At 71.4% G+C, this 18,412-nt stretch carries 15 protein-coding genes, 1 pseudogene and 1 riboswitch; of the genes and pseudogenes, 13 read left to right on the top strand and 3 right to left on the bottom strand.

Annotated features, from left to right (window positions below; genetic code table 11):
• Positions 1 to 31: 31 nt before the first annotated feature.
• The 8 genes from shc (at position 32) to ACIQU3_RS05780 (ending at position 9,054) form a co-directional block, all read left to right on the top strand.
• A complete protein-coding gene (gene shc / locus ACIQU3_RS05815; RefSeq protein WP_403923474.1) occupies positions 32 to 2,062 on the top strand; it encodes a squalene--hopene cyclase in 2,031 nt (676 codons plus the stop codon).
• A complete protein-coding gene (locus ACIQU3_RS05810; protein ID WP_403743280.1) occupies positions 2,062 to 2,703 on the top strand; it encodes a 1-hydroxy-2-methyl-2-butenyl 4-diphosphate reductase in 642 nt (213 codons plus the stop codon). Before shc ends, ACIQU3_RS05810 begins: the two co-directional genes overlap by 1 nt.
• Positions 2,704 to 2,708: 5 nt before the next feature.
• Positions 2,709 to 3,731 carry an adenosyl-hopene transferase HpnH gene (gene hpnH / locus ACIQU3_RS05805; protein ID WP_403743283.1) on the top strand — a complete coding sequence of 341 codons (1,023 nt, stop codon included), beginning with the start codon at positions 2,709 to 2,711 and terminating at the stop codon, positions 3,729 to 3,731.
• 4 nt (positions 3,732 to 3,735) lie between these two features.
• A complete protein-coding gene (gene ispG, locus ACIQU3_RS05800; RefSeq protein ID WP_403923472.1) occupies positions 3,736 to 4,893 on the top strand; it encodes a flavodoxin-dependent (E)-4-hydroxy-3-methylbut-2-enyl-diphosphate synthase in 1,158 nt (385 codons plus the stop codon).
• Positions 4,894 to 4,921: 28 nt separating this feature from the next.
• Positions 4,922 to 6,817 (top strand): 1-deoxy-D-xylulose-5-phosphate synthase, encoded by a 1,896-nt coding sequence (gene dxs, locus ACIQU3_RS05795; RefSeq protein ID WP_403743288.1) that lies wholly within the window; start codon positions 4,922 to 4,924, stop codon positions 6,815 to 6,817.
• Positions 6,814 to 8,229, top strand: a complete 1,416-nt coding sequence (locus tag ACIQU3_RS05790) for an aspartate aminotransferase family protein (protein ID WP_403923470.1) — start codon at positions 6,814 to 6,816, stop codon at positions 8,227 to 8,229. Before dxs ends, ACIQU3_RS05790 begins: the two co-directional genes overlap by 4 nt.
• 64 nt (positions 8,230 to 8,293) lie before the next feature.
• Complete coding sequence (locus ACIQU3_RS05785; protein WP_403923468.1) at positions 8,294 to 8,938, top strand: helix-turn-helix domain-containing protein; 645 nt, start codon at positions 8,294 to 8,296, stop codon at positions 8,936 to 8,938.
• Positions 8,935 to 9,054, top strand: a complete 120-nt coding sequence (locus ACIQU3_RS05780) for a DUF6126 family protein (RefSeq protein ID WP_234846817.1) — start codon at positions 8,935 to 8,937, stop codon at positions 9,052 to 9,054. Before ACIQU3_RS05785 ends, ACIQU3_RS05780 begins: the two co-directional genes overlap by 4 nt.
• A gap of 16 nt (positions 9,055 to 9,070) precedes the next feature.
• Here ACIQU3_RS05780 and ACIQU3_RS05775 read toward each other — a convergent pair whose 3' ends face one another.
• Complete coding sequence (locus tag ACIQU3_RS05775; protein ID WP_403923466.1) at positions 9,071 to 9,868, bottom strand: tyrosine-protein phosphatase; 798 nt, start codon at positions 9,866 to 9,868, stop codon at positions 9,071 to 9,073.
• 179 nt (positions 9,869 to 10,047) lie between these two features.
• Here ACIQU3_RS05775 and ACIQU3_RS05770 point away from each other — a divergent pair, with 179 nt between their 5' ends.
• From ACIQU3_RS05770 to ACIQU3_RS05755, 4 genes and pseudogenes are all read left to right on the top strand, one after another.
• The gene (locus tag ACIQU3_RS05770; protein WP_403923565.1) at positions 10,048 to 12,123 is read left to right on the top strand and encodes an alpha-galactosidase; all 2,076 of its coding nucleotides are present in this window, start codon (positions 10,048 to 10,050) and stop codon (positions 12,121 to 12,123) included.
• A 314-nt stretch (positions 12,124 to 12,437) separates the two neighbouring features.
• A riboswitch (cyclic di-AMP (ydaO/yuaA leader) is annotated at positions 12,438 to 12,592 on the top strand.
• Between the two features lie 4 nt (positions 12,593 to 12,596).
• Positions 12,597 to 13,511 (top strand): peptidoglycan DD-metalloendopeptidase family protein, encoded by a 915-nt coding sequence (locus ACIQU3_RS05765; RefSeq protein ID WP_403923464.1) that lies wholly within the window; start codon positions 12,597 to 12,599, stop codon positions 13,509 to 13,511.
• A gap of 107 nt (positions 13,512 to 13,618) precedes the next feature.
• Positions 13,619 to 13,941 (top strand): annotated as a pseudogene (locus ACIQU3_RS05760) (DUF6250 domain-containing protein); the annotation flags it as partial.
• A gap of 163 nt (positions 13,942 to 14,104) precedes the next feature.
• Positions 14,105 to 14,890: an SGNH/GDSL hydrolase family protein gene (locus tag ACIQU3_RS05755; RefSeq protein WP_403743317.1), complete on the top strand. Its 786-nt coding sequence runs from the start codon at positions 14,105 to 14,107 to the stop codon at positions 14,888 to 14,890.
• An 85-nt stretch (positions 14,891 to 14,975) separates the two neighbouring features.
• Here the strand turns inward: ACIQU3_RS05755 and ACIQU3_RS05750 are convergent, their stop codons facing one another.
• Together ACIQU3_RS05750 and ACIQU3_RS05745 are read right to left on the bottom strand one after the other, a co-directional pair.
• Positions 14,976 to 15,611, bottom strand: a complete 636-nt coding sequence (locus tag ACIQU3_RS05750; RefSeq protein ID WP_403743302.1) for a TetR/AcrR family transcriptional regulator — start codon at positions 15,609 to 15,611, stop codon at positions 14,976 to 14,978.
• A gap of 98 nt (positions 15,612 to 15,709) precedes the next feature.
• The gene (locus ACIQU3_RS05745; RefSeq protein ID WP_403743304.1) at positions 15,710 to 16,888 is read right to left on the bottom strand and encodes a Glu/Leu/Phe/Val dehydrogenase dimerization domain-containing protein; all 1,179 of its coding nucleotides are present in this window, start codon (positions 16,886 to 16,888) and stop codon (positions 15,710 to 15,712) included.
• A 140-nt stretch (positions 16,889 to 17,028) separates the two neighbouring features.
• Between ACIQU3_RS05745 and ACIQU3_RS05740 the strand changes: the two genes are divergently transcribed.
• Positions 17,029 to 18,294 carry an MBL fold metallo-hydrolase gene (locus tag ACIQU3_RS05740; RefSeq protein WP_403923463.1) on the top strand — a complete coding sequence of 422 codons (1,266 nt, stop codon included), beginning with the start codon at positions 17,029 to 17,031 and terminating at the stop codon, positions 18,292 to 18,294.
• The last annotated feature ends 118 nt before the right edge of the window (positions 18,295 to 18,412 follow it).

Here is an 18,412-nt window from a genome sequence, read left to right as displayed (position 1 = left end):
ACACCATGCAGGACTGCACGAAGGGGAAGCCATGACAGCGACGACCGACGGAAGCACCGGGGCCCTGCCACCCCGAGCCGCCGCGGCCAGCGACACCGACACGCACACCCCCGGGGCGGCCGGGGTACCGGAAGCCGCCGCACGCGCCGCCCGGCGTGCCACCGACTTCCTGCTCTCGCTCCAGGACGCCGAGGGCTGGTGGAAGGGCGACCTCGAGACCAACGTCACGATGGACGCGGAAGACCTGCTGCTCCGTCAGTTCCTCGGCATCCGCGACGAGAGAACCACGCAGGCCGCCGCCCTCTTCATCCGCGGCGAGCAGCACGAGGACGGCACCTGGGCCACCTTCTACGGCGGACCGGCCGACCTGTCCGCCACCGTCGAGGCGTACGTCGCCCTCCGCCTCGCCGGTGACGCCCCCGACGCCCCGCACATGGCGAAGGCCTCCGCGTGGATCCGCGCGCAGGGCGGCATCGCCGCCGCCCGCGTCTTCACCAGGATCTGGCTGGCCCTGTTCGGCTGGTGGAAGTGGGAGGACCTGCCCGAACTCCCGCCGGAGCTCGTCTTCTTCCCGAAGTGGGTGCCGCTCAACATCTACGACTTCGGCTGCTGGGCGCGGCAGACCATCGTCCCGCTGACGATCGTCTCCGCGAAGCGGCCGGTACGCCCCGCACCCTTCCCGCTCGACGAGCTGCACACCGACCCGGACCGGCCCAACCCCCCCAAGCCCCTTGCCTCGCCGTTCAGTTGGGACGGCGCGTTCCAGCGGATGGACAAGGGCCTGCACGCCCTGCGGAAGGTCGCCCCGCGCCGGCTGCGCAGAGCCGCCATGAACAGCGCCGCCCGCTGGATCATCGAGCGGCAGGAGAACGACGGCTGCTGGGGCGGCATCCAGCCCCCGGCCGTGTACTCGGTCATCGCCCTGCACCTGCTCGGGTACGACCTCGAACACCCCGTGATGCGCGAGGGATTGGCGTCCCTGGACCGGTTCGCCGTGTGGCGCGAGGACGGGGCCCGGATGATCGAGGCCTGCCAGTCACCCGTGTGGGACACCTGTCTGGCGGCCATCGCCCTCGTCGACGCCGGACTGCCCCCCGACCACCCGCAGTTGGTGAAGGCGGCCGACTGGATGCTGGGCGAGGAGATCGTCCGGCCCGGGGACTGGTCGGTGAAGCGGCCCGGGCTGCCGCCCGGTGGCTGGGCGTTCGAGTTCCACAACGACAACTACCCCGACATCGACGACACCGCCGAAGTGATCCTCGCGCTGCGCCGGATCACCCACCACGACCCGGAGCGGCTGGACCGGGCCGTCGTGCGGGGACTGCGCTGGACGCTCGGCATGCAGTCGAGGAACGGCGCCTGGGCCGCGTTCGACGTCGACAACACCAGCCCCTTCCCGAACCGGCTGCCGTTCTGCGACTTCGGGGAGGTCATCGACCCGCCCTCCGCCGACGTCACCGCGCACGTCGTCGAGATGCTCGCGGTGGAGGGGCTCGCCCACGACCCGCGCACCCGGCGCGGCATCGAGTGGCTGCTGGCCGAGCAGGAACCGGACGGCTCGTGGTTCGGGCGCTGGGGCGTCAACTACGTCTACGGCACCGGGTCCGTCGTGCCCGCCCTGACCGCCGCGGGCCTCCCCGCCGCGCACCCGGCGATCCGGCGGGCCGTCGTCTGGCTGGAGTCGGTCCAGAACGACGACGGCGGCTGGGGCGAGGACCTGCGCTCCTACAAGTACGTCAAGGAGTGGAGCGGCAGGGGTGCCTCGACCGCCTCGCAGACGGCGTGGGCGCTGATGGCGCTGCTGGCGGCGGGGGAGCGGGACTCCAAGGCCGTCGCACGCGGCGTCGAGTGGCTCGCCGCCACCCAGCGGGAGGACGGCTCCTGGGACGAGCCGTACTTCACGGGGACGGGCTTCCCGTGGGACTTCTCGATCAACTACCACCTCTACCGGCAGGTCTTCCCGCTGACCGCGCTCGGCCGCTATCTGCACGGAGAGCCCTTCGCCGATCGGCTCCGGGGCAGCGGGACCGGCAAGCAGCTCACCAAGGCCAAGGGGAGCTGATGCGCGCACAGACCGCCCCGGTCCCGCTGCTGATCGCCTGCGCGCTCGGCATCGAGCAGTTCGCCCTGCGCGCGGGCGGCCGGGGCGGGGCCGGCGGACCGGTCACGGTGCTGCGGACGGGCATGGGGCCGGCGGCCGCCGAGCGGGCCGTCACCCGTGTGCTGGGCGACCCGGCCCTGCACGACGCCGCCGTCCTGGCCACCGGCTTCTGCGCGGGACTCGCGCCGGACATGCACCCCGGCGATCTGGTCGTCGCCGAGGAGACCCGGGACCCGCGCGGCACGACGCCCTGCGTCGGGACCGAACTGCTGGTGAAGGAACTGGGCCGCGCGCTGCCCGGGCGGACCGTGCACACCGGCCCGCTGACCGGCTCCGACCACGTCGTGCGCGGCTCCGAACGGTCCGCTCTGCGGGCCACCGGCGCGATCGCCGTCGACATGGAGTCCGCCGTCACGCTCCTGAGCGCCGTGCGCGCCGGCGAGCGCCCGGTTGCGGCCGTCCGGGTGGTCGTGGACGCTCCTGAACATGAACTCGTCCGGATCGGCACGGTGCGCGGTGGAATATCAGCTTTCCGTGTTCTTCGTTCCGTCCTACCCGCTTTCTTCGAATGGCACCGTTCCTTGCTGCTCCCCAGGAGGTGAGCCAGATGGCCATGCCGCTCCGACAGTCCATCAAGGTCGCTACATACTTGGCTGAACAGAAGATCCGCCGCCGGGACAAGTTCCCGCTGATCGTCGAGCTGGAGCCGCTGTTCGCCTGCAACCTCAAGTGCGAAGGCTGCGGCAAGATCCAGCATCCGGCCGGAGTGCTCAAGCAGCGGATGCCGGTCGCCCAGGCCGTGGGAGCGGTCATGGAGTCCGGCGCCCCGATGGTGTCCATCGCCGGTGGCGAGCCGCTGATGCACCCGCAGATCGACGAGATCGTCCGCCAGCTGGTGGCCAAGCGGAAGTACGTCTTCCTCTGCACCAACGCGATGCTGCTCCGCAAGAAGATGGACAAGTTCACGCCGTCGCCCTACTTCGCCTTCGCGGTGCACATCGACGGCCTGCGCGAGCGGCACGACGAGTCGGTCGCCAAGGAGGGCGTGTTCGACGAGGCCGTGGAGGCGATCAGGGAAGCCAAGCGGCGCGGCTTCCGGGTCACCACCAACTCGACCTTCTTCAACACCGACACCCCGCAGACCATCATCGAGGTGCTGAACTTCCTCAACGACGACCTCCAGGTCGACGAGATGATGATCTCGCCCGCCTACGCCTACGAGAAGGCCCCCGACCAGGAGCACTTCCTGGGCGTGGAGCAGACCCGCGAGCTGTTCAAGAAGGCCTTCTCCGGCGGCAACCGGCGGCGCTGGCGGCTCAACCACTCGCCGCTCTTCCTGGACTTCCTGGAGGGCAAGGTCGACTTCCCGTGCACGGCGTGGGCGATCCCGAACTACTCGCTCTTCGGCTGGCAGCGCCCCTGCTACCTGATGAGCGACGGCTACGTGCCGACGTACCGGGAGCTGGTCGAGGACACCGACTGGGACAAGTACGGCCGCGGGAAGGACCCGCGCTGCGCCAACTGCATGGCGCACTGCGGCTACGAGCCGACCGCCGTCCTCGCCACCATGGGTTCGCTCAAGGAGTCCCTGCGCGCCATGCGCGAGACGGTCTCCGGGAACCGGGAGTGATGTCATGACGGCCGTCCCGCTGGGTGTCCCCGAGGTGCCGGTCCGGCCGGTCGCGCGGCGGCGCGTCTCGCGCCGCATCCAGGTCGGTCCGGTGGCGGTCGGCGGCGGGGCCCCGGTGTCGGTGCAGTCGATGACGACGACCCGCACGTCGGACGTCGGCGCCACGTTGCAGCAGATCGCGGAGCTGACCGCGTCAGGCTGCCAGATCGTCCGGGTCGCCTGCCCCACGCAGGACGACGCGGACGCCCTCGCGACCATCGCGCGCAAGTCGCAGATCCCCGTGATCGCGGACATCCACTTCCAGCCGAAGTACGTGTTCGCCGCGATCGAGGCGGGCTGCGCGGCCGTCCGCGTCAACCCCGGCAACATCAAGCAGTTCGACGACCGGGTCAAGGAGATCGCCCAGGCGGCCAAGGACCACGGCACGCCGATCCGCATCGGCGTCAACGCCGGTTCGCTGGACCGGCGCCTGCTCCAGAAGTACGGCAGGGCCACCCCGGAGGCGCTCGTGGAGAGCGCGCTGTGGGAGGCGTCCCTGTTCGAGGAGCACGGCTTCCGGGACATCAAGATCTCCGTGAAGCACAACGACCCGGTCGTGATGATCGAGGCGTACCGGCAGCTGGCCGAGCAGTGCGACTACCCGCTGCACCTGGGTGTGACGGAGGCCGGACCGGCGTTCCAGGGCACGATCAAGTCGGCGGTGGCGTTCGGTGCGCTGCTCTCACGGGGCATCGGCGACACGATCCGGGTGTCGCTGTCCGCTCCGCCGGCCGAGGAGGTCAAGGTCGGCATCCAGATCCTGCAGTCCCTCGGGCTCAGGGAACGCCGGCTGGAGATCGTGTCGTGCCCGTCCTGCGGGCGCGCCCAGGTCGACGTCTACAAGCTGGCCGAGGAGGTCACGGCCGGGCTCGACGGCATGGAGGTGCCGCTGCGGGTCGCCGTCATGGGGTGTGTGGTCAACGGGCCCGGCGAGGCGCGGGAAGCCGATCTGGGGGTCGCCTCCGGCAACGGCAAGGGGCAGATCTTCGTCAAGGGCGAGGTCATCAAGACGGTCCCCGAGTCCAAGATCGTCGAGACGCTGATCGAAGAGGCGATGAAGATCGCCGAGCAGATGGAGCAGGACGGCGTGGGGTCGGGGGAGCCGGCCGTCACCGTGAGCTGAACAGCACGGAACCGAAGGGGGCCCGAGCGTGACGATACTGGAGAGCATCCGGGGACCACGCGACCTGAAGGCGCTGTCCGAGGCGGAACTGGGGGAACTGGCCGGCGAGATCCGGGAGTTCCTGGTGCACGCGGTCGCCAGGACCGGTGGTCACCTGGGACCCAACCTGGGCGTGGTGGAGCTGGCCATCGCCCTGCACCGGGTCTTCGAGTCACCCGCCGACCGCATCCTCTGGGACACCGGTCACCAGAGCTACGTCCACAAACTGCTCACCGGCCGCCAGGACTTCTCCAAGCTGCGCGGCAAGGGCGGCCTGTCCGGCTACCCCTCGCGCGAGGAGTCCGAACACGACGTCATCGAGAACAGCCACGCCTCCACCGCCCTCGGCTGGGCCGACGGACTCGCCAAGGCCCGCCAGGTGCAGGGCGAGAAGGGCCATGTCGTCGCGGTCATCGGCGACGGGGCCCTCACCGGCGGAATGGCCTGGGAGGCCCTGAACAACATCGCCGCCGCCAAGAACCGCCCGCTGATCATCGTCGTCAACGACAACGAACGCTCCTACGCCCCCACCATCGGCGGCCTCGCCAACCACCTCGCGACGCTGCGCACGACCGACGGCTACGAGCGGGTCCTCGCCTGGGGCAAGGACGTGCTGCAGGGCACGCCACTGGTGGGCAACACGCTCTACGAGGCCCTGCACGGCGCGAAGAAGGGCTTCAAGGACGCCTTCGCCCCGCAGGGCCTCTTCGAGGACCTGGGCCTGAAGTACGTGGGGCCGATCGACGGGCACGACACCGGGGCCGTGGAATCCGCGCTGCGGCGCGCGAAACGCTTCCACGGGCCGGTCCTCGTCCACTGCCTCACGGAGAAGGGCCGCGGCTACGAGCCGGCCCTCGCCCACGAGGAGGACCACTTCCACACCGTCGGCGCGATGGACCCGCTGACCTGCGCACCGCTCTCCCCGTCGGGCGGACCCTCCTGGACCTCGGTGTTCGGCGAGGAGATCGTCAGGATCGGCGAGGAGCGCGAGGACGTGGTGGCGATCACCGCCGCCATGCTGCACCCGGTCGGTCTCGGGTCCTTCGCCGAGCGGTTCCCGGACCGGGTGTGGGACGTCGGCATCGCCGAGCAGCACGCGACCGTGTCCGCGGCGGGCCTGGCGACGGGCGGCCTGCATCCCGTCGTCGCCGTCTACGCCACCTTCCTCAACCGCGCCTTCGACCAGCTCCTGATGGACGTGGCCCTGCACCGCTGCGGGGTGACCTTCGTGCTCGACCGGGCCGGGGTCACCGGCGTCGACGGGGCCTCCCACAACGGCATGTGGGACATGTCCGTCCTCCAGGTCGTGCCCGGACTGCGCATCGCCGCGCCGCGCGACGCGGACCAGCTGCGGGCGCAGCTGCGCGAGGCCGTCGCCGTGGACGACGCACCGACCCTCGTGCGCTTCCCGAAGGAGTCCGTCGGCCCGGCGGTCCCGGCGGTCGACCGGATGGGCGGCCTGGACGTGCTGCACCGTTCTCCCGACCCGCAGGTGCTCCTCGTGGCGGTCGGCGTGATGGCGCCGGTCTGCCTCCAGGCCGCCGAGCTGCTCGAAGCCCGCGGCATCGGCTGCACCGTCGTCGACCCGCGCTGGGTCAAGCCCGTCGACCCGGCCCTCCCGGGCCTCGCCGCCGAGCACCGGCTTCTCGCCGTCGTCGAGGACAACAGCCGCGCCGCCGGGGTCGGCTCGGCCGTGGCGCTCGCCCTGGGCGACGCCGAGGTCGACGTACCGGTGCGGCGGTTCGGCATCCCCGAGCAGTTCCTCGCGCACGCCAAGCGGGCCGAGGTGCTCGCCGACATCGGCCTGACACCCGTCGAGATCGCCGGACGCATCAGCGCGAGCCTGGCCGTCAAGGAAGAGCTGTCCAAGGAGCCACAGGAATGACCACCGCCGAGTCCGCGTCGGAGTCGTCGCAGGCCGAGGAGTTCGACCTCGGCAAGCTGCTGGCCGAGCGCGGAGCCGAGCGCTACGAGCTGCACACCCGGTACCTCAACCATCAGCTCCCGCGCATGCTGCACACCATCGGCTTCGACAAGGTCTACGAGCGCGCCGAGGGCGCCTACTTCTACGACGCGCACGGCAACGACTACCTGGACATGCTCGCCGGGTTCGGGGTGATGGGCCTCGGCCGCCACCATCCGGTGATCCGCAAGGCGCTGCACGACGTCCTGGACGCCGGGCTCGCCGATCTCACCCGGTTCGACTGCCAGCCACTGCCCGGCCTGCTCGCCGAGAAGCTGCTCGCGCACAGCCCGCACCTGGACCGGGTGTTCTTCGGCAACAGCGGCACCGAGGCCGTCGAGGGCGCGCTGAAGTTCGCCCGGTTCGCCACGGGCAGGCCCAGGGTCCTGTACTGCGCGCACGCCTTCCACGGTCTGACCACCGGCTCCCTCTCCGTCAACGGCGAATCCGGCTTCCGTGACGGCTTCGCCCCGCTACTGCCCGACACGGCCGTACCGCTCGGCGACCTCGACGCGCTGGAGCGGGAGCTCAGGAAGGGCGACGTCGCCGCGCTGATCGTGGAGCCGATCCAGGGCAAGGGTGTGCTCGAGGGCCCGCCCGGCTGGCTGCGGGCCGCCCAGGAGCTGCTGCACCGCCACAAGGCGCTGCTCATCGCCGACGAGGTGCAGACGGGCCTCGGACGGACCGGCGACTTCTACGCCTACCAGCACGAGGACGGAGTGGAGCCCGACCTGGTGTGCGTGGCCAAGGCGCTCTCCGGCGGCTATGTGCCGGTCGGCGCCACCATCGGCCGGGACTGGATCTTCAAGAAGGTCTACTCGTCGATGGACCGGGTGCTGGTCCACTCGGCGAGCTTCGGGTCCAACGCGCAGGCCATGGCGGCCGGCCTCGCGGTGCTGTCGGTGATGGAGAGCGAGCAGGTCGTCGCAGGCGTCCGGGCCACCGGGGAGCGGCTCAGATCCCGGCTCGAGGAGCTGACGGACCGGTACGAGATGCTCGCGGACGTCCGCGGCCGGGGCCTGATGATCGGCATCGAGTTCGGACGGCCCCGGTCGCTCAAGCTGCGCAGCCGCTGGGCCATGCTCCAGGCCGCCCGCAAGGGGCTGTTCGCTCAGATGGTCGTCGTGCCGCTGCTCCAGCGGCACCGGATCCTCACCCAGGTGTCCGGGGACCACATGGAGGTGATCAAGCTGATCCCGCCGCTGATCATCGGCGAGCGCGAGGTGGACCGGTTCGTCGACGCCTTCACGGCCGTGATGGACGACGCGCACAACGGCGGACTGGTGTGGGACTTCGGCAAGACACTCGTCAAACAGGCGGTGGCCAACCGATAGGCCATGGTTTTGCCCGTGAGGCAAGAAATTTGCCGGTGAGGCAAAGGTCCGGCTGAATGGGGGCATGAGTCCCTCCGAGACCGAGCGGCCCTCCGGGGCCGGCTCGCCGGCCGACCCCGCGCCCGGTGCGCTGCCCGCCGTCGCGCCCCAGCTGCGGGCCCTGCGGCGCCAGGCCGCCCTCACGCTGGAGGCCGCGGCCCGCTCCGCCGGACTGTCGCCCGCCCACCTCTCCCGGCTGGAAACCGGGCAGCGCCAGCCCTCGCTGCCGGTGCTGCTGGCACTCGCCCGCATCTACGGTACGACGGTCTCCGAACTGCTCGGTGAGACGGTCGCCGAACGGGACGCCGTCATCCGCGCCGCCGACATGGAACCCACTGCGGCAGGCGGCTGGACCTACTGGCAGGCGGGCGCCCCCGGCCGCGGGATGCAGGCCCTGCGCGTCCACGTCCCACACGGCTCCCAGGGCGACATCGTGCGCGTCCATCCCGGCGAGGAGTGGCTCCACGTGCTGCGCGGCCGGCTGCGGCTGCGCCTTGGGGACACCACCCACCGGCTGGCGGCCGGCGACAGCGCCCACTTCGACTCGCTCACCCCGCACCGGATCGCCGCCGAGGACCACGACGGCGTCGACCTGCTCTTCGTCCACACCCTGCTGCAGAGCCCCACGGCCGCCCTGTGCCTGGGCTCCAACCCTGGAGACATGACATGAGCAACCTGGAGGAGAAGTTCCCCCGAGCCCTGTGGGTGAGGCTGTTCGTCTACCTCATCGCCGGCCACATCTTCGCCGCCTTCGTGTACCTGCTGTTCGAGGTCGGGGCCAAGTAGCCCCCACCCGGGCACCTCAGTCGAGGAGCCGCTCGCGCAGCCGCTCCCGGGCCTCCGCGGAGAGACCGAGCCCCTTCTCCAGGTAGGTGCCGACGCCGCCCCACGTCTCCTCGATGGTGTCGAAGGCGGCCGTCAGGTACTCGGCGCGCGCGTCGAAGAGGGGGCTGAGCAGCTCCATGACCTCGGGGGAGTAGGCCGAGGCGGCGGAGCTGGAGCGGTGCACCTTGTAGCGGCGGTGCTTGGCGTTCGACTTCAGGTAGTCCTCGACGATCGCCTCGCGCTCCACGCCCACGGCGAGCAGCGTCACCGCGATGGACAGACCCGCGCGGTCCTTGCCCGCCGCGCAGTGCATCAGGGCGGGGACGCTGTCCTGCGCGAGCGCGTGCAGCACCCGGGAGTGCTCGCCGGTGCGGTGCTTGATGATCGTGCGGTACGAGGCGATCATGCGGCCCGCACCCTTGCCGTCGGCGAGGATCTCGCGGAGCTGGTCCAGGTCGCCGTCGCGGACCATCTTCCAGAACTCGGCGCCGTCGGCGGGATCGCTCAGCGGCAGGTTCACATTGCGCACGCCGGGCAGCTCGACGTCCGGCCCCTCGAGCTTCTGGTCGGCCGCGTTGCGGAAGTCGAAGATCGTGTGCAGGCCCAGACCGCTCAGGAAGGCGGCGTCCTCCCCGGTCGCGTGGGCGAGGTGGCCGCTGCGGAACAGCACGCCCTGCCGCACCCGCCGCCCGTCGACGGTCGGAAGTCCGCCCACGTCGCGGAAGTTGCGCACTGCGGCCAGCTCGGGCTCGGTCGACGGGACCTGCTGTGTCACGAGGGCTCCTCCCCTTCGGCGCCGCCGGCGCGGCTCGTCGACGGGCGTCACTCGACGATACGACATGCCTGCCTGGGGCAATGAGTTGTCCACAGGCGTTGCCCGGAAGCACCGCGGCACTCGATGATGTTGCCGCCTGGTCGGACCTGGTCGGGCTTGTTCGAATCTGTGAGGGCATGATGCTGGACATCTCCGAAGACGGTCGTACATGGGTGCTCTCCGGGCCGGCCAGCAGCTACGCCGTCCACGTCAGCGACCGGGACGAGCTGCTGCACCTGCATTGGGGCCCCCGCATCGGCCTGGCCGACGCCGAGGCCCTCTCCCTCCGGCCGCTCCCGGACTTCTGGCCCTTCGAGTCCACACTCGACGGGCGCGAGGAGTACCCGGTCGAAGGCGGCCCCCGCTTCGTCCGCCCCGCCCTGTCCGTGCGCACGTCCGAGCGGCGGGGCACCGAGTGGGCCTACCAGGGGTACGACGCCGACACCGGCGAACTGCGGCTGCGGTTTCGCGACGGCGACCTGGACATCACGCTGCACTACCGGATGCGCCCCTCGGCGGATGTCGTCGAGCGCTGGGCGACCCTGGACAACCGGGGGCCGGCCGTCGAGCTGCTGCGCGCCGACTCCGCCACCTGGACCCTGCCCGACCGCGACGCCTGGCGCCTCTCCCAGCTGCACGGCCGCTGGGGCGCCGAGTCCCGGCTGACCCGCTGCGGCCTCACGCACGGCGAGAAGGTCATCGGCAGCCGCCGTGGCCACACCTCCCACCAGCACCTGCCATGGGTCGCCCTCGACACCGAGGCCACCGAGGAGCACGGTGAGGTCTACAGCTGCGCGCTGGGCTGGTCCGGGTCCTGGCGTATCGCCGTGGCCCAGCTCCCGGACGCGCGCGTGCAGATCACCGGCGGCGCCGGCCACGACGACTCCGGCCTGCTGATGCTCGGCACGGGAGAGTCGTACACGACCCCCGTCTTCGCCGGGCTCTGGAGCGACGGCGGATTCGGCGGGGCGAGCCGCGCCTGGCACGCCTACCAGCGCGCGCATGTGATCCCGGACGCCGACCGGGACCGGCCGGTGCTGTTCAACTCCTGGGAGGCCACCGAGTTCGACATCTCCGAGGAGCAGCAGCGGGCGCTCGCCGAGCGGGCCGCGGCCATGGGTGTCGAGCTGTTCGTGGTCGACGACGGCTGGTTCGGGGCACGCACCAGCGACCGGGCCGGCCTCGGCGACTGGAGCCCGAACCCCGATCGCTTCCCGGGCGGGCTGAAGCCGCTCGCCGACCATGTGCACGGCCTCGGCATGCAGTTCGGGATCTGGGTGGAGCCCGAGATGGTCAACCCGGACAGCGACCTGTACCGGGCGCATCCAGACTGGGTTCAGCATCAAACAGGACGAAAGCGGACGGAGTTCCGCAATCAGCTCGTACTGAACCTCGCCCGCGAGGACGTCCGGGAGTACCTGTGGGAGCGGCTGGACGTGCTCCTCTCGGGTGCGCCGATCGACTACGTCAAGTGGGACTTCAACCGCTGCTTCACCGACGCCGGATGGCCGGACGACGCCTACCCGCAGCGTCTGTGGGTCGACCACGTCCGCGGCCTGTACGGCCTGCTGGACCGCCTGCGGGCCGCGCATCCGGGGGTGGCCTTCGAATCCTGCTCGGGCGGTGGCGGGCGGATCGACCTCGGTGTGCTGAGCCGCACGGACCAGGTGTGGACCTCCGACAACACCGACCCCCTCGACCGGCTCGCCATCCAGCACGGCTTCAGTCAGATCCATCCGGCCCGGGTCATGGCCGCCTGGGTCACGGACAGCCCGAACGCCATGCTCAACCACCGGGCCAGCTCGCTGCGGTTCCGGTTCGTCAGTGCCATGGCCGGGGTGCTCGGGGTCGGCGGTGACCTCACGAAGTGGACGCCCGGGGAACTCGCCGAGGCGGGCCGGTGGGTGGGGCTGTACAAGGAGATCCGGCCCCTGGTGCAGCGCGGTGACCTCTACCGGCTGCGGCCCCCGCAGGGCGGGCTGAGCGCCGTGCAGTACGTCCTCGGCGACGAGACCGTCGTCCTCGCCTGGCTCCAGGCGCAGCGCTACGGCGAGCCCGTTCCGGCGCTCCGGCTGCGCGGACTCGAACCGGAGGCAACGTACGAATGCCTCGAAACGGGCGAAGTTCACCGTGGGGCGCTCCTGCTGCACCACGGGTTGCGGGTCGGTCTGCGCGGAGACCTGGACGCCGCGGTCGTCCGGCTTAAGCGGAAGTAGCCGTTCTGTCCGAATGGGGAATTTCGGCCGCTAAGGCATAACGTGCCCCGATCGTAAAGGAGATGGGGTCGGGGCGCGTGACCATCGTCATATTCGTGACGATCCGCTGTCGTCATGTTCACGTAATCCCCGTATTGTTCAGGGATATTGAGCAAAGCGGGAGATCGGTAATCCACGCTCGGTGACAGCGCACGTGCCGACGTGTCGGGAAAAACGGCGTCACGCGCAACCGCAAGCTTGTCCCATTGCGTCTCGGTCGCTTACGTTCCACACCAATCCGGACGGACGCCTAATCCTGCCGCCGCCCGGAGCCCGCACACACTGACCCGAAGCACGGCAGGAGCGGGGGACCCACAGGTAAGACGCCTGTTCCGGTTCCCGGAACGGCTTGGGGTTCAGCCGCGCCCCCGCGGCCGGGCATCTCCAGCCCGCACCCGACAGCTCACCTCGCAGGCGACGGAGAGGAATTCGCCATGCCCGCGAAGGGTAAGCACCGCCGTCCCAAGACCCAGCGTTTCACCCGCTCCATCGCCGTCGCCGGAACCGGTGGGGCCGCCCTCGCCCTGCCGCTCATGGGGGCCGCCGGTGCCCATGCCGCAACGCCGCAGTCGGCTCCGGAAAAAGCCGTCCAGTCCGCTCCGGCCGCCGGGAAAAAGGGCGCCGAAAAGACCGATGGCGCCCACACGTACACCGTGAAGGCCGGTGATTATCTCGCCAGGATCGCCGACCGGCAGAACGTCAGCGGCGGTTGGAAGAAGCTCTACGCGGACAACCGTGAGGCCGTGGGCTCCGACCCCTCGCTGATCCACCCGGGCCTGAAGCTCTCGATCGGCAAGAATGCGGCGACCGCGCCGAAGGACCCGGCCCCCTCCGCCCCGAAGGCCTCGGCTCCGAAGCCCTCCGCCGCCGAGTCGGCCCCGAAGGCCCAGAGCGCCGCGAAGCCGGCCACCGCCGAGCCCGCCGCCGAGAGCAACTCCACCGGCTACACCCTGCCGGTGGCCGGTGCCGCCGTCGGCACCCCGTACCACATGTCCGGCAGCATGTGGTCCAGCGGCTACCACACCGGTGTCGACTTCGTCGTCCCGACCGGCACGTCCCTCAAGGCCGTCGGCGCCGGCACGGTCGTCTCCGCCGGCTGGGGCGGCGCCTACGGCAACCAGGTCGTCATCAAGCTGAACGACGGCCACTACGCCCAGTACGCCCACCTGTCCCAGCTCTCCGTGTCGGCCGGCCAGACCGTGACCGCCGGACAGCAGGTCGGCCTCTCCGGAGCGACCGGCAACGTCACCGGACCGCACCTGCACTTCGAGATCCGCACCACCCCGGACTACGGCTCGGACGTGGACCCGGTCGCCTTCCTGCGCTCGCACGGCGTCTCCGTCGGCTGACCCACCGCACGACCACCTGCCTGACACGCCTCCGAAGGCCGGACCCCGATCCCCGGGTCCGGCCTTCGGTGTGCGCGCGTGGGGTCGCCCGCCCCAAGGGATCGACACGCGGCGGGTCCCTCGACGAGTACGACCAACTCACGACGTATTACGCGGGCTACGGCGCCGACTACGACACCACGACCCGGCTGCGCCGTTACGTCGGCGAGCCCGGCGTCCGCCCCTGCTCCTCGACTGCACCGAGCCGCTGCTGGTGCCGAACGAGCCCAACCGGGTCCGGATCGTCTCCGACGGCTCGACGGCCCGGTGGTGGCACAACGGGCGGCTCGTCTTCGACCACACCGACCAGCAGCCCTGCACGAGCGGCCACTTCGCCTTCCGGACCGTCTGGAGCCATTTCCGGATCAGTGGGTTCCGGGTCTGGCGACTCCCCCCGAAACATCCCTGGGAAGCAGGGTATTCCGGAGTTGGCGAACACTTTAGGAGTGGCTTATCTCACCGTCCGTCAACCCTTTCCTACGGTCGCGTAAGTCACATTCGAAGGTGAATCATGAGCTGCTGTGGCAGACGATTCGAAGAGTGACAGCAGAGCAGTGATCGGGTCGTACGTGGCGCTGGGGGACAGCTTCACCGAGGGGGTCGGCGATCCCGGCCCCGACGGGGCTTTCGTCGGCTGGGCCGACCGGTTCGCCGTCCTGCTCGCCGACCGCAGGCCCGAGGGCGACTTCCGGTACACCAATCTCGCCGTACGCGGAAAGCTTCTCGACCAGATCGTGGCGGACCAGGTTCCGCGGGCCGTCGACATGGCCCCCGACCTCGTCTCGTTCTGCGCCGGGGGCAACGACATCATCCGGCCCGGCACCGACCCGGACGAGGTGGCCGAGCGCTTCGAGCGGGCGCTGGCCCAGCTCACCGCCGTGTCCGGCACGGTCATGGTGACGACCGGTTTCGACACCCGTGGCGTGCCCGTGCTCAAACACCTGCGCGGCAAGATCGCCACGTACAACGGACACGTGAGGGCCATCGCCGACCGGTACGGCTGCCCGGTGCTCGACCTGTGGTCCCTGCGCAGCGTGCAGGACCGCCGGGCCTGGGACGCCGACCGGCTGCACCTGTCGCCCGAGGGGCACACACGCGTGGCGCTCCGCGCGGGCCAGGTGCTCGACCTCGACGTGCCGGCCGACCCCGAGCAGGCGTGGCCCCCGCTGCCCCCGCGCGGCGCGCTCGACATGCGGCGGGACAACGTCGCCTGGGCGCGCGAGTTCCTGGTGCCGTGGATCGGGCGCCGGCTGCGCGGGGAGTCGTCGGGGGACCATGTGACGGCCAAGGGCGCGCTGTCGCCGGACGACATCAGGATGCGGATCGCGTCGGTGGCGTGAGAGCGGCTCCCGCGCGTGCGGGCTGTGCCGGGTGGGACCCCGGCGCGGCCCGCACGCGCAGGGATCCTGGCTTCTGGGGTGCCGGTCACTCCTCCTGGAGTGTTGCCTCCTGGGGCGCCGGCCGCTCCTCCGTCAAGCCCAGCTCGCGGGCCAGTGCCTCCTCCACCCACTGCTGGGCCCGCGCGCGCGGTACCGCGCCGGCGTAGGACGTCAGCTGGACGGCGAGACCGTCGAGGAGAGCGGTCAGACGCAGGGCCGTCCCGGCCGGGTCCGGACAGCGGAACTCACCCGCCGCCACACCCTCCGCGATGACCTCGGCCAGGGCCGCCTTCCACTGCCGGTCGAGATCCTGGGTGACCTCCCGCAGCGCCGGGTCGCGCAACGCGGCCGCCCAGCCCTCGATCCACAGCCGCCAGCCCTTGGCCTGCCCCGTCGGGGCGTACCACCGTACGGCCGACCGCAGCCTGCGCAGCGCCGGCGAGCGGCGGCCCAGCAGCCTGCGCAGATGGGCCAGATCGCTCTCCGCCGCGTGCCGGAACGCGGCGGCGACCAACTGCTCCTTCGTCGAGAAGTGGTAGAGGACCAGCGCGTTGCTCACGCCGAGCGCCGAGGCCACGTCGGCGATCCTGACCGCCGCCACACCACGCGCCTCGATCTGCTCGATGGCGGCCCGCAGCAGATCCCCGCGTCGCTCGGCCACACTCAACCGGACTCTCGTCACGCCGTCACCCTACCCACGTGCGTGCGGCTCCTCGACGGGGTGTTCCGGCCGGTCCGGCAGGGCCCGCGACGGCTGTCGCCGAGGGCGCGGCGGGTACCTCACCGGTACCAGCCGAAGCGTTCCGCGATCAGCGGCAGCCGGTCGGCCGCGATCGCGTGGGCGGCGGCCCGCGGTGTCGTACCGTCGGCCTGCGCGCGGTCCAGCATGAGCTCGACCAGGGCCCGCATCGCCCGGCGGGTGTGGGCGAACGCCTCCTCGGCATCGGCGCCGACGTCCCCGAACAGCGTCCACCACCACCAGGCATTGGTACCCGAGTTGACCACGACGTCCGGCAGGACGGTCACCCCGCGCGCGGCCAGCGGCAGCTCCGCCTCCGGGCGCACGGGCATGTTGGCGGCCTCCACGACCCAACGGGCGCTGATCCGCTCCTGGTTGACGGCGTCGACCGCGTACGACACGGCGGCCGGTACCAGCACGTCCGCGTCAGCCGACAGCCAGGCCCCGCCGGGCAGTTCGCGGTCGCCGGGACGCAGTGCGCAGCGGTCGACCGTGCCGTGGGTGTCCCTGGCCGCGAGCAGGGTCTCGACGTCGAGTCCCGCCGGGTTGGCGATGGTGCCCTTGACGTCGGCGACGGCCACGACCGTGAGCCCCGCGCGGGTGAGGAAGCGCGCGGTGGCCCCGCCCATGGTGCCGAACCCCTGGAGAGCGACCCGCGTCCCGGTGCGCGGCTCACCTGCCCGGTCCAGGGCGGCCAGGGCCGCCTCGGCCACACCACAGCCGCCGACCAGCTCGTCCAGACCGATGCCGTCGACCTCGACCGCGAACGCGTCCCGCAACCGCCCCCGGGCCTCGGCCTCGTCGTCCAGCAGCGGATACACGGCCTGGATCGAGGAGACCAGCCCCGCTTCGGCCGCGGCCCGGTCGACCAGGTCCTGGGTGAGCCCCAGGTCCTCGCCCGTCGTCCAGCAGCTCTGTATGTACGGCCGCATCGCGCGCAGGTAGCGCACCAGCAGCGGGTACGCCTCGGGGTCCCGGGGGTCGCAGTCGATACCGCCCTTGGCGCCGCCGAGGGGGACGTAGCGGCTCGCCGGGTCGTAGTGCAGGGCCTCCTTGAGGGTCATGCCGCGGGCCAGTCCGGTGACCTCGTCCAGGGTGCAGCCGGTGCGCATCCGCAGACCGCCGCTGGCGACCCCGCGCACCAGCCGGTCCACGACCAGGAAGCCCTGCCGTCCCGTGAGGTGGTCGGTCCAGGTCAGAGACAGCAGGGGGGCGGCCATACGAGCTCCTTCGCCACACGGGTAACTGAATCACCGGTCAGTATCGCCTTCGGGCGGCCTCCGGTGTGACCCCTGTGATCCCGTGGTGTGGGAGGGGCCGACCATAATGGAAAGCCTGACCGACTCCACCTGGAGGTACCGTGGCCGGTTTCCGCACTCTGAGCTCCGGGCTCCGCGCGCTGCAGCCCGGGGCGTTCGGCGCCGACCCGAGCGGTGAGCGCATGGCGCGCATCCGCAGATCACCCCACTTCAAGGACGGGGTCTTCCAGAACCCCGGCGGCCCCGCGCGGACCCGTCCCTCGGGCTCGACCCTGGACTTCGCGAAGGTCTTCTTCGACAAGGAGACCCGGCCCCGCCGCGCCCCGAGGGGCACCGTTCCGGTGCACTCCACCACCCTCGCCGACATCGCCCGGCCCCCGGCCACCGGCCTCCGGCTGACGTGGATGGGGCACTCGAGCGTGCTCGCGGAGATCGACGGCCGGCGCGTCCTGTTCGACCCGGTGTGGGGTGAGCGGTGTTCCCCCTTCCCCTTCGCGGGTCCCAAGCGGCTGCACCCCGTCCCCCTGCCGCTGGCCGCCCTCGGACCGGTCGACGTCGTGGTCATCTCGCACGACCACTACGACCACCTGGACATGCCCACCATCAAGGCGCTCGCGGGCACGGACACGCTGTTCGCCGTGCCCCTCGGTGTCGGCGCGCACCTGGAGCACTGGGGCGTGTCCGCCGGCCGGCTGCGCGAGCTGGACTGGCACGAGTCCACCGGGATCGGCGGCCTCACCCTGACCGCCACCCCCGCCCGGCACTTCTGCGGTCGCGGACTGCGCAACACCCAGCACACCCTGTGGGCATCCTGGGTCGTCACCGGTGAGGAGCACCGGATCTACCACAGCGGTGACACCGGCTACTTCGACGGCTTCAAGGAGATCGGCGCCGAGCACGGGCCGTTCGACGCCACGATGATCCAGATCGGCGCGTACTCCGACTTCTGGCCCGACATCCACATGACCCCCGAGGAGGGCATGCGCGCCCACCTCGACCTCCAGGGCGGACCGGAACACGGCCCGATGCTGCCGATCCACTGGGCCACCTTCAACCTCGCGACGCACCCGTGGGCGGATCCCGGCGAGGGGACGCTCGCGGCCGCCCGCGCGCAGGGTGCCGGTGTCGCCCTGCCGCGCCCCGGGGAGCCCTTCGAACCCACGGCCGAGACCGTCCCGTCCGAGCCGTGGTGGCGTGGCGTGGCACTCGCCCCGAAGGGTGGCTTCCCGGCCGGGGAGGTCCTCGCCGACGCCACGATCAAGACCGCGTCGGACGCGGCAGCCTTGGCCCAGGCCGACACGGTGAGTGACCGTGGTCGTGAAGTGGACAAGGACACCGAGGATCCCGAAACGCTCCCGGCGGGCTGACCCGGGGGGCGTAGGGCAGAGCAGCGGGGGGGGGGGGGGGGGGGGGGGCGCCCCCCCCCCCCCGCGCGGGGGGGGCGCGGCGGTGCCCGTAGGGGGCGCAAACCCACCCTTGGGGTGT

The sequence above is a fragment of the Streptomyces sp. NPDC101110 genome, from assembly GCF_044759525.1.
In the GTDB taxonomy this organism is placed as follows: Bacteria; Actinomycetota; Actinomycetes; order Streptomycetales; family Streptomycetaceae; genus Streptomyces.
Note: the sequence above shows the minus strand (reverse complement) of the source record. Positions and strands in the feature narration are given on the sequence as shown.